Source organism: Amycolatopsis sp. NPDC051371 (assembly GCF_040682155.1).
Taxonomy (GTDB): Bacteria; Actinomycetota; Actinomycetes; order Mycobacteriales; family Pseudonocardiaceae; genus Amycolatopsis.
In genome coordinates, this window is record NZ_JBFBAG010000046.1 from 1 (window position 1) to 11905 (window position 11905).

The following is an 11905-nucleotide window of genomic DNA, read 5'->3' on the forward strand; positions in this document are numbered from 1 at the left end:
CGGCCGCGTCGACCAGCCCGGCGACCACCCGCCCGATGAAGCGGCCGAGGAACCGGCCTCACTCACGACCCCTAGGCACCGCACTAGACCTGACCTGTCCGCCGTGGACAGCGTCGTGACGCCTGTGTTGCCGTGAAGGTCGAGCAGTCGCCATAGGAAGGAATCTCCCCCGCCGATGGAGCGTGAGATGACGGGTTTTGCGAGCACTCCGGGCGAGCCGATCGCCGTGGTCGGGCTTTCCTGCCGCCTCCCGGGCGCGGACGGGCCCGCGGCCTTCTGGCGGCTGCTGACCGAAGGCCGCAGCGCGATCACCGACGTCCCCGCCGGCCGGTGGGACGTCGCGGAAACCGGCGTCCGCCAGGGGGGATTCCTCGACGCCGTCGACCGCTTCGACGCCGCGTTCTTCGGCATCTCGCCGCGCGAAGCCACCGCGATGGACCCGCAGCAGCGGCTCGTGCTGGAACTCGCGTGGGAAGCCCTGGAACACGCCGGGATCGTGCCCGCGAGCCTCGGCGGGACCTCCGCCGGCGTGTTCGTCGGCGCCATGTGGGACGACTACGCCGCGCTCGTGCACGCGAGCGACCCCGAAGCGATCACCCACCACACCATCACCGGCGTCCACCGCAGCCTGCTCGGCAACCGCGTCTCCCACCTGCTCGGCGCGCACGGCCCGAGCTTCACCGTCGACTCCGGCCAGTCGTCCTCGCTCGTCGCCGTCCACTTGGCGGTGCAGAGCCTGCGCCGCGGCGAGTGCCCGGTCGCGCTGGCGGGCGGCGTCAACCTGATCTTCTCGCCGGGCAACGCCGTCACCACGGCTCGCTTCGGTGGGCTTTCGCCGGACGGCCAGTGCTTCACCTTCGACGCCCGCGCCAACGGGTTCGTGCGCGGCGAGGGCGGCGGGCTCGTCGTCCTCAAGACGCTCTCGCGGGCCCAGGCCGATGGCGATGAGATCCTCGCCGTCATCCGCGGCACCGCGGTCAACAACGACGGCGCCGGCGACGGCCTGACCGTTCCGGACGCCCAGGCCCAGGGGGCGGTGGTGCGCGGCGCCCAGGCCGACGCCGGGATCGAGCCGTCCGCCGTCGGCTACGTCGAGCTGCACGGGACCGGGACCAAGGTCGGCGACCCGATCGAGGCGGCCGCGCTGGGCGAGGTCTTCGCCGCCGGACGCGACGAGCCGCTGCCGGTCGGGTCGGTCAAGACCAACATCGGGCACCTGGAGGGCGCGGCGGGCATCGCCGGGCTGCTCAAGGCCGTACTCGCGGTGCGGCACGCCACGCTCCCCGCGAGCCTCAACTTCGCGACGCCGAACCCGGCGATCCCCCTGGCAGACCTGAATCTCAGCGTCGTCGCGGAGAACGCCGAGTGGGACGCCGAGCGCCGGATCGCCGGCGTCAGCTCGTTCGGCATGGGCGGGACCAACGCCCACGTCGTGCTCGAAGCGGCCGATCCGGTCGCACCCCGCGAGGCGACGAACGCGACGGCGCCTTGGCTGCTCTCGGCCCGCACCGCCACGGCACTGCGTTCACAGGCGGCCAGCCTACTGTCGCATGTGGACGAATACCCGGAACGGTCCGCTGTGGACATCGGGTGGTCCCTGGCGAACCGCCGCACGGCCTTCGAGCACCGCGCGGTCGCCGACAGCCGGGACGCACTGCGCGCGATCGCGGACGGCATGGGCGTCACCCAGGGTGTCGCCGCCACGAGCGACGACCGCGTCGTCTTCGTCTTCCCCGGCCAGGGCGGCCAGTGGGCCGGAATGGCCGCCGAGTTGCTGGACGCCTCGCCGGTGTTCGCCGCGCGGCTGGCCGAGTGCCGTGACGCGCTCGCGCCGCACCTCGACTGGGACGTCGTCGACGTCCTCCGTCAGGGGACACCTTCGCTCGACCGCACCGACGTGCTGCAGCCGGTGTTCTGGTCGGTCGCGGTGTCCCTGGCCGCCGAGTGGCGGGCGCACGGGGTGGAACCCGCCGCCGTGCTCGGCCACAGCCAGGGCGAGCTGGCCGCGGCCGTCGTCGCGGGCGCGTTGTCGCTGGACGACGCGGCACGGATCGTCGCGCTGCGCGCCAAGCTGCTCGCCGACCGGATGGCGGGCCACGGCGGCATGCTGTCGATCGACCTGCCGGTCACGGCCGTGACCGAGCTGCTTACGGCGTACTCGGGCCGGCTCTCGATCGGCGCGGTCAACGGCCCGGCGACCACCGCGGTCTCCGGCGACCTCGACGCCCTCGACGAACTCCAGGCCGAGCTGGCCGCGCGCGAGGTGCGTTCGCGCCGGATCGCCATCGCCTACGCCTCCCACTCCGCGCAGGCCGAGCCGCTCAAAGACGAGCTGCTGCGGCTCATTGACGGGATCCGGCCGATGGCGTCCGACATCCCGTTCTACTCCTCGACCGCGGGCGGCCTGCTCGACACCGAACGCCTCGACGCGAGTCACTGGTTCGCGAACCTGCGGCAGCCGGTGCTGTTCGACCCGGCCGTGCGAGCGGTGCTGGACGCGGGAATCGGCGTGTTCGCGGAGGTGAGCCCGCACCCGGTGCTCGTCGGCGGTCTACTGGCGACCGCGGCCGACCACGACCGGCCCGCCGCCGCCGCCGGCACGCTCCGCCGGGGCGACGGCGGCCCCGCGCGCTTCCGCACTTCGGTGGCCGAGCTGTGGACCCGGGGCGGCGGCGTCGACTGGACGGCCGCCATCCCCGGTGGAAACCCGGTCGACCTGCCGACGTATGCCTTCCAGCGGCAGCGCTTCTGGCTCGACGGGAACACCGCTAAAACCACCGACGCCGCCGAAACTGTCGGTCTCCACCGCTACGCTGGAAACCGGGGGCCGGAGGCGCGCCCGCAGCCGGTCCGGGACCTCCTGGAAACCGTCCGCGCCCACACGGCGCTGGTGCTCGGCCACCCCGGCCCGGCCGCCATCGATCCCGCGGCCACGTTCAAGGACCTCGGGTTCGACTCGATCATCGGCGTCGAGTTCTGCACGCGTCTCTCGGCCGCCACCGGCCTGAAGGTGCCCGCCACATCGGTCTTCGACCACCCGACTCCCGCCCGGCTCGCGGTGATGCTGACCGGCGGCTCGAAAACCGTCCGGACCGAAGTCGCGACCCCCACCGACGAGCCGATCGCCATCGTCGCGATGAGCTGCCGCTACCCGGGCGGGGTGCGCTCGGCCGACGAGCTGTGGCAGCTCGTCGCCGACGGCCGCGACGTCATCGGCGGCCTCCCCACCGACCGCGGCTGGGACCTCGACGGCCTGTACGACGCCAACCCGGGCAAGCCCGGCAAGTCCTACGCGCGTCACGGCGGCTTCCTCACCGACGTCGCCGAGTTCGACGCGGACTTCTTCGGCATCTCACCGCGCGAAGCCCTCGCCATGGACCCGCAGCAGCGGCTGCTGCTCGAGACCACGTGGGAGGCGTTCGAGCACGCCGGCATCGACCCGGCGTCCTTGAAGGGCAGCCGCACCGGCGTCTACGTCGGCGCCACGGGTTCCGAGTACGGCCCGCGCCTGTTCGAAGGCGGCGAAGGCTTCGACGGGCACCTGCTCACCGGCACCACCGGCAGCGTCGCGTCGGGCCGGCTGGCCTACGTCCTCGGCCTGGAGGGCCCGGCGCTGACGGTCGACACCGCGTGCTCGTCCTCGCTGGTCGCGCTGCACCTCGCCGTGCGCGCACTGCTCGCGGGGGAGTGCACGCTGGCGGTGGCCGGCGGCGCGGCCGTGATGGCCAGTCCCGGGATGCTCGTCGAGTTCAGCCGCCAGCGCGGCCTTTCCCGCGACGGCCGGTGCCGGGCCTTCTCGGCCGACGCCGACGGCACGGGCTGGGCCGAAGGCGCCGGCATCGTCCTGGTCGAGCGCTTGTCCGACGCCCAGCGGCTCGGCCACCCCGTGCTTGCCGTCGTGCGAGGCACGGCGGTCAACTCCGACGGCGCGTCCAACGGCCTGACCGCGCCCAACGGCCCGTCCCAGCAGCGCGTGATCCGCTCCGCGCTGGCCGACGCCGGGCTCGCACCGTCCGAAGTGGACGTCGTCGAAGCCCACGGCACCGGAACCCCGCTCGGGGACCCGATCGAGGCCCAGGCGCTCATTGCCACCTACGGCCAAGACCGCGAACGGCCACTGCTGCTCGGCTCGCTGAAGTCGAACCTCGGGCACACGCAGGCCGCGGCGGGCATCGGCGGCGTCATCAAGATGGTGCAGGCGTTGCGCCACGGCGTCGTGCCGCGGACGTTGCACGCCGACGAACCCAGTCCGCGAGTGGACTGGACCGCCGGCGCGGTGTCCCTTGCCGCGGCGGAGCAGCCGTGGCCGGAGACCGGCGCGCCTCGCCGGGCCGGGGTGTCGTCGTTCGGCATCAGCGGGACGAACGCGCACGTCATCGTCGAGCAGGCCCCGGAACCCGCGCCCACAGTGTCCGAAGAGGACGGCTTGGGCGTGTGGGTGCTGTCCGGCCGCTCCGGAGCCGCGGTGGCGGACCGGGCATCGGCGCTGGCGGAGACGGAGCACGGCATCGCCGACGTCGGCTGGTCCCTGGTGGCGACGCGGACCGCGTTCGAGCACCGCGCCGCCGTGGTCGGCGAACGCGCCCAGCTTCTGGAGGGCTTGCGCGAGATCGCCACTAAGACTCCGGGCGCGTCCGTGGTCACTGGTGTCACCGGTCCGGTGGGACGCACGGTCTTCGTGTTCCCGGGACAGGGCGCCCAATGGGTTGGCATGGCGGCCGGACTGCTCGACGAATCCGGGGTCTTCGCTCAAAGATTCGCGGAGTGCGCGGCGGCGCTCGAGTCCTTTGTCGACTGGTCGCCTTTCGACGCCCTGCGCGAAGGAGCGCTGGACCGGGTCGACGTGGTGCAGCCGCTGTCCTGGGCGGTGATGGTGTCGCTGGCGGCGCTCTGGCAGTCCTACGGCGTCACGCCGGACGCGGTCGTGGGCCACTCCCAAGGCGAGATCGCCGCGGCCGTTGTCGCAGGTGGACTGTCCCTTGAGGACGGCGCTCAGGTGGTCACCCTGCGCAGCAAGGCCATCGCGGCCGGACTGGCCGGGCGCGGCGGGATGGCGTCGATCGCGCTGGACGCCGAGCGGGTTCAGTCCCTGCTCGACGACCGGATCTCGATCGCGGCGTTCAACAGCCCGTCGTCGACCGTCGTGGCCGGCGACCCCGCTGCCTTGCACGAACTGGTCGCGCGCTGCGAACGCGACGGCGTCCGGGCCCGGATGATCCCGGTGGACTACGCGTCGCATTCGGCGCACGTGGAGGCGATCGAAGCCGAGTTGCTCGACGTGCTCGCGGATATCCGGCCGCACACCGGGGAGATCCCGTTCTACTCGACCGTCACCGCCGAGCCGATCGACACCGCAACCCTCGACGCCGGGTACTGGTATCGCAACCTGCGTCAGCCGGTCCTGTTCCGCGACACCGCCGCCGCGCTCGCCGAGCAGGGTCACCGGTTCTTCGTCGAGGTCAGCCCGCACCCGGTGCTCGGCGGCGGGCTCCAGGAGACCCTCGAAAACGCTGCCGTGGTGGGCACGCTCCGCCGCGGCGAAGGCGGCCTCCGCCGGTTCCTGTTGTCCCTGGCCCAGCTGTGGACCCAGGGCCACGACGTCGACTGGTCGGCCCTTTACCCGCACCAGCGCACGGTCCCGCTACCGACCTACCCCTTCCAGCGCACGCGTTACTGGATCGAACCGACAGCCAAGACCGCCGACGACAGCGGATTCTGGACCGCGCTCGCCGACGACACGCTCGGCCTCGCCGACGACACACCGTGGCGCGACGCACGGCTCGCGTTGGCCCGATGGCGGCGCCAAGCCGATCTGGACAGCTGGCGCCACCGCATCGCCTGGCGCGCCTTGCCCGAGCCGCCCGCCACCCCGCTCACCGGCACCTGGCTCGTGCTCACGCCCACCGCGGGCGCGCTCCCCGGGCTCGATGTCGTCGAGGTGCTCGTCACCGCGGACGACGACCGCGCCTCCCTCGCCGAGCGGCTGGCCGGGCGGACGCCTGACGGCGTCCTCGCGCTGACTACCTACGACGACCCGATCCGCGCGGTCACCAGCACCGCCGTGCTGGTCCAAGCTCTCGGCGATGCCGGGATCGGCGCCCCGCTGTGGTGCCTGACCCGCGGCGCGGTCGCTCCGCTCGACACCGACTCGGCGCCGAATCCGGCGCAGGCCGCGATCTGGGGCCTCGGCCGGGTGGCCGCGCTGGAGCACCCCGGCCGCTGGGGTGGGCTGATCGACCTGCCCGAGACCTGGGACGCAGGCACCGCCGACAAGCTGACCGCCGTGCTGTCCGGCGACGAAGACCAGGTGGCCATCCGGCCGTCCGGGGTGTTCGCCCGCCGGCTGGTCCCCGCGTCCCTGCGTGGGAAGCCCCCGGCCCGGACCTGGGAGACCCGCGGCACGGCCCTGGTCACCGGCGGCACGGGTGCGCTGGGCAGGCACCTCGCCCGGTGGCTCATCGCGCGCGGAGCCGAACACGTCGTCCTGACCGCCCGCCGCGACGCGGACGTGACCGAGCTGGGCGCGCGGGTAAGCGTCGTGGTCTGCGACGTCACCGACGCGCACGCCCTCCGGGAGCTGGTCGACGGCATCGACGATCTCCGGACCGTCGTCCACGCGGCGGGCGTCGGCACGCTCGCCGCGCTCGACGACACCGATCCCGAAGCGATCGCCGACGTCCTTCGGGCCAAGGTGCTCGGCGCCCAGCACCTCGACGACGTCCTCGGCGACCGCGAGCTGGACGCCTTCGTGCTCTTCTCCTCGATCTCCGGCGTCTGGGGAGTCGCCGACCACGCCGCCTACGCCGCGTCGAACGCCTACCTCGACGCACTGGCCCTGCGCCGCCGGGCGCTCGGCCGGACCGCTCTGTCGGTGGCCTGGGGTCCCTGGGCGGGCGGCGGCATGATCGCGGAGACGCTGCACGACGTCCTCGCCCGCCGCGGCGTCCCCGTCATCGAGCCCGAGCCCGCTCTGGCCGGCCTCGGACAGGCCCTGGACCACGACGAGGCGTTCGTCGCGCTGGCCGAGATCGACTGGCCGGTGTTCTCCGAGGTCTTCACCGCCGTCCGGCCGAGCCCGCTGCTCGCCGAGCGGCCCGAGGTGCAGCAGCTCCGGGAAGAAACCCCGGACTCGTCCGGCTGGATCGAGCAGCTCGCCGCCCTCGCCCCGCCGGAGCGCGAGAAGCTGGTGTCCACTGTGGTCCGGCAGCAGGTCGCCGCGGCGCTCGGGCACGCGAGCCCGGAGACCGTCGACGTCCGCCGCGCGTTCAAGGACCTCGGCTTCGACTCGCTCACCGCCGTCGAGCTGCGCAACCGGCTGAACGCGGCGACCGGGCTGAAGCTGCCGAGCACCCTCGTGTTCGACCACCCGACGGCCGCACTGCTGACCGAACACCTGCTGACATCGGTCGAACCTGCGTCCATTGTGGACATTCTGCCCACAAAGCCGGCCGACGACGACCCGATCGCCATCGTCGCGATGGGCTGCCGCTTCCCCGGCGGCGTCACCACGCCCGAACAGCTCTGGACTCTCCTGACCGACGGTGTCGACGCGATCTCCGGCCTGCCCGCCGACCGCGGCTGGGACCTGGGCTCGCTCTACGACGCCGACGCGAGCCGGCCCGGCACGACCTACGCCCGCCACGGCGGGTTCCTCGCCGACGCCACCCGGTTCGACCCGGCGTTCTTCGGGATCTCGCCGCGCGAAGCCGTCGCGATGGACCCGCAGCAGCGGCTGCTCCTCGAGGTCTGCTGGGAGGTGTTCGAACGCGCCGGGATCGACCCCGCCGCGCTGCACGGCACGCAAGCCGGCGTGTTCGTCGGCATGACCGACCAGGCCTACGGCTCGGGCGGCGGCACCGAGGGCGAGGACTACCTGGTCACCGGCGCGGTGTCCAGCGTCGCCTCCGGCCGGATCGCCTACGTCCTCGGCCTGGAGGGCCCGGCCGTCACGGTCGACACGGCGTGCTCGTCGTCGCTGGTGGCGCTGCACCTCGCGGCGCAGTCGCTGCGCTCCGGCGAGTGCTCGATGGCGCTCGCCGGCGCGTCGATGGTGATGTCCACGCCGAGCCAGTTCCTCGGTTTCAGCCGCCAGCGCGGCCTCGCGCCCGACGGCCGCTGCAAGCCGTTCGCCGCCGCCGCCGACGGGTTCGCCCTCGCCGAGGGCGGCGGCGTCCTGCTGGTGGAGCGGCTGTCCGACGCTCGTCGCCACGGGCACCCGGTGCTCGCGGTGCTGCGCGGGTCGGCGATCAACTCCGACGGCGCGTCCAACGGGCTGACCGCCCCCAACGGCCGGTCCCAGCAGCGGGTCATCCGCGCCGCGCTGGCCGGCGCGGGTCTGCGACCGTCCGAAGTGGACGTCGTCGAGGCGCACGGGACCGGGACCCCGCTGGGCGACCCGATCGAAGCGCAGGCCCTGATCGCCGCTTATGGACCGGACCGCGAACGGCCACTGCTGGTCGGGTCGCTGAAGTCGAACCTCGGGCACACCCAGACCGCGTCCGGCGTCGCCGGCGTGATCAAGATGGTCGAAGCGATGCGGCACGGGCAGCTTCCGAAGACGCTGCACCTCGACGAGCCGACCGCGGAGGTCGACTGGTCGTCCGGAGTGGTGGAGCTGACGGCCGAGGACCGGGCGTGGCCGGAGACCGGCGCCCCGCGGCGCGCGGGCGTATCCGCGTTCGGCATCAGCGGCACCAACGCGCACGTCATCCTGGAACAGGCACCCGAAGAGCCTCCGGTGGACGCACTGCCGGACACCGTGGGCACGTGGGTTCTCTCGGCCCGCTCCGAAGCGGCCGTGCGCGAGCAGGCGGCGGCGCTGGCGCAGACCGAGCATGGTGTCGCCGAGGTCGGCTGGTCGCTGGCCGCCACCCGCTCGGCGTTCGAGTACCGGGCCGCGGTCGTCGGCGAGCGGGACGAGCTGCTGGCCGGGCTGCGCGAGCTGGCCGCCGGAGGCCCCGTGACCACCGGGACCGCGGGGGAGACCGTCTTCGTCTTCCCCGGTCAGGGCGCGCAGTGGGCGGGCATGGCCGTCGACCTGCTCGACGAGCCCGCCTTCGCGGACCGGATCGCCGAGTGCGCAGCTGCGCTGGCCCCGCACGTGGAGTGGTCGCTGACCGACGTCCTGGGCGACGCCGACGCCCTGGAACGGGTCGACGTCGTCCAGCCGGCGTCGTGGGCGGTGATGGTGTCCCTGGCCGCGCTCTGGCGGGCGCACGGCGTCGAGCCCGACGCGGTCGTCGGCCACTCCCAGGGCGAGATCGCCGCCGCCGTCGTCGCGGGTGGACTGTCCCTCGAGGACGGTGCCCGGGTGGTCGCGTTGCGCAGCAAGGCGATCGCGGCCGGACTCGCCGGACGCGGCGGGATGGCGTGGATCGCCGCCCCGGAAGCCGAGGTCACCCCGCTGCTCGAACCCCACGACGGCAAGATCGCCATCGCCGCGGTCAACGGGCCGGGCTCGGTCGTCGTCTCCGGCGAGGTCGAGGCTCTGGAAGCGCTGATCACCGGCGCCGGTGACCTGCGGGTCCGCCGGATCCCGGTGGACTACGCCTCGCACTCGGCGGCGGTCGAGGCGATCGAGGTGGAGCTGCGGGAGGTCCTCGAGCCGATCCGGCCCCGGCCCTCGGCGATCACCTACGTCTCCGGCGTCACCGGCACGCCGATCGACACCGAAACGCTCGACGCCGGCTACTGGTACCGCAACCTGCGTCAGCCGGTGCGGTTCCACGACGCCACGAAGACGCTCATCGATGAGGGACACCGGTTCTTCGTCGAGGTCAGCCCGCATCCAGTGCTCGGCGGCAGCATCGAAGAGACCCTCGACGAGACGGAGGAGAGCGCCGCCGTCGTCGGCACCCTGCGCCGCAACGCGGGCGACCTCCGACGATTCCTGACCTCCCTCTCCCAGCTGTGGGCCCACGGCCACGACGTCGACTGGTCGGTCCGCTATCCGGTCAAGCGCACGGTCTCACTCCCGACCTACCCGTTCCAGCGACAGCGGTTCTGGCTCGAACCGCGCTCCTCGGCTCCGGTCGTCCGGTCTACTGTGGACACTCTGCGCTACGAGGTCCGCTGGAGCCCGGTGACCACCCCGCGGGCCGCGACGCTCGACGCCGGTTGGCTGGCCGTCGTGCCCGCCGGGCACGACTTCCGGGAGCTGCTCGGCCCGGACGTCCGTCTGCTCGAAGTGTCCACTGAGGACCGTGAGGAGCTGGCGGAGCTGCTGGCCGTCGAAGCGCCGCCCGTCGGGGTCGTCTCCCTGCTGGTGCTCGACGACGAGCCGCACGCCGAACACCCCGTGCTCACGGCGGGCCTGGCCGGCAACGTCCTGCTCACGCAAGCCCTGGCTGACGCCGGGATCGTCGCCCCGCTGTGGTTCGCGACCCGCGGCGCCGTCTCGGTCGAGCCGGGCGAACCCCTGGTGAACGCCGCCCAGGCGATGGCCTGGGGTCTCGGCGGGATCCTCGGGCTCGACCAGCCCGACCGCTGGGGTGGCCTCGTCGATCTGCCGCCGGTCGCCGACGTCACGACCGCCGGCCGGCTCGCGGCCGTCCTCACCGGCCACGACGGCGAGGACCAGGTGGCGCTGCGGCCATCGGGGGTGTTCGCCCGCCGGCTGGTCCGCGCGGCCGCGTCCCCGCCCGTCCGTTGGCGGCCACACGGCACCGCGCTGGTCACCGGCGGTACCGGCGCGCTCGGCGGGCAGGTCGCCCGCTGGCTCGCCACGAACGGTGCCGAGCACGTGGTGCTCGTGAGCCGCAAGGGCGAAGACGCGCCCGGGGCCGCGGAACTCAGGGGCGAGCTGTCCGCGCTCGGAGCGAAGGTCACCGTCGCCGCCTGTGACGTCTCGGACCGGGACGCGCTGCGCGAGCTGCTCGCGGAGCTGCCGCCGGTGAACGCCGTGGTCCACACGGCGGGCGCGGTGGACGTCGAACGACCGATCACCGCCGTCACCCTGGCCGACTTCGCGGAGCTGGCCGAGGCCAAGGTCCGGGGTGCGCGGAACCTCGACGAGCTGTGCGGGGACCTGGACGCGTTCGTCCTGTTCTCCTCGGGCGCCGGCGTCTGGGGCAACGCGGGCCAAGCGGGCTACGCCGCCGCGAACGCCTACCTCGACGCACTGGCTCAGCAGCGGCGCGACCGCGGGCTCCCGGCGACGTCGATCGCCTGGGGCGCCTGGGCGGGCGGCGGCATGGTGGACGAGAACGTCGGCGCGCAGCTCGAGCGGCGCGGGGTCCCGATGATGCGGCCCGAACTGGCCGTCACCGCGATCCAGCCGTCGGTCGACACCGGCGGCCCGACCAGCGTCGTCGCCGACATCGACTGGGCGAAGTTCACCCCGCTCTACACCGCGTCGCGGCAGCGCCCGCTCCTGCGGGAACTGCCCGAGGCGCAGCAAGAATCCCCTGTGGACAGTGACGGCGAGCTGGTGAAGCGGCTGCGGGCGGCGTCGGAAAGCGAACGCGAGCGGGTGGTGCTCGACCTGGTCCGCGGCGAAGTAGCGGTGGTGCTCGGCTTCCCCGGCCGCGACGCCGTCCGGCCTGCGCAGACGTTGAAGGAGCTGGGCTTCGACTCGCTCACCGCGCTCGACCTGCGCAACCGGCTCGCCGCGGCGACCGGCCTGAAGCTGCCCGCCACGCTGGTCTTCGACTACCCGACGCCCACCGCCGTCGCGCAGCACGTGCTCGAAGGCCTCTTCACCGAGGACACCGCAGCCGACGAGCTGGACCGGATCGAGGCCGCGCTGGCAGCCCTGCCGGCCGAGCTGGTCACCGCCCGCCTGCGGAAGCTGCTGTGGAAGTGGGACGACGCGGGCGACGACAGCGACGACGACGGCCTGGAACTCGACACCGCGACCGACGACGAGATGTTCGCGGCGATCGACCGAGAACTCGGAATCTCTTGA

General features: G+C 73.4%; 1 protein-coding gene. It reads left to right on the top strand.

Annotation, left to right across the window (positions count from 1 at the left end; translation table 11 throughout):
• Nucleotides 1-187: 187 nt before the first annotated feature.
• On the top strand, nucleotides 188-11905 hold the full coding sequence (locus AB0M59_RS41085; protein WP_364626715.1) for a type I polyketide synthase: 11718 nt from the start codon (nucleotides 188-190) through the stop codon (nucleotides 11903-11905).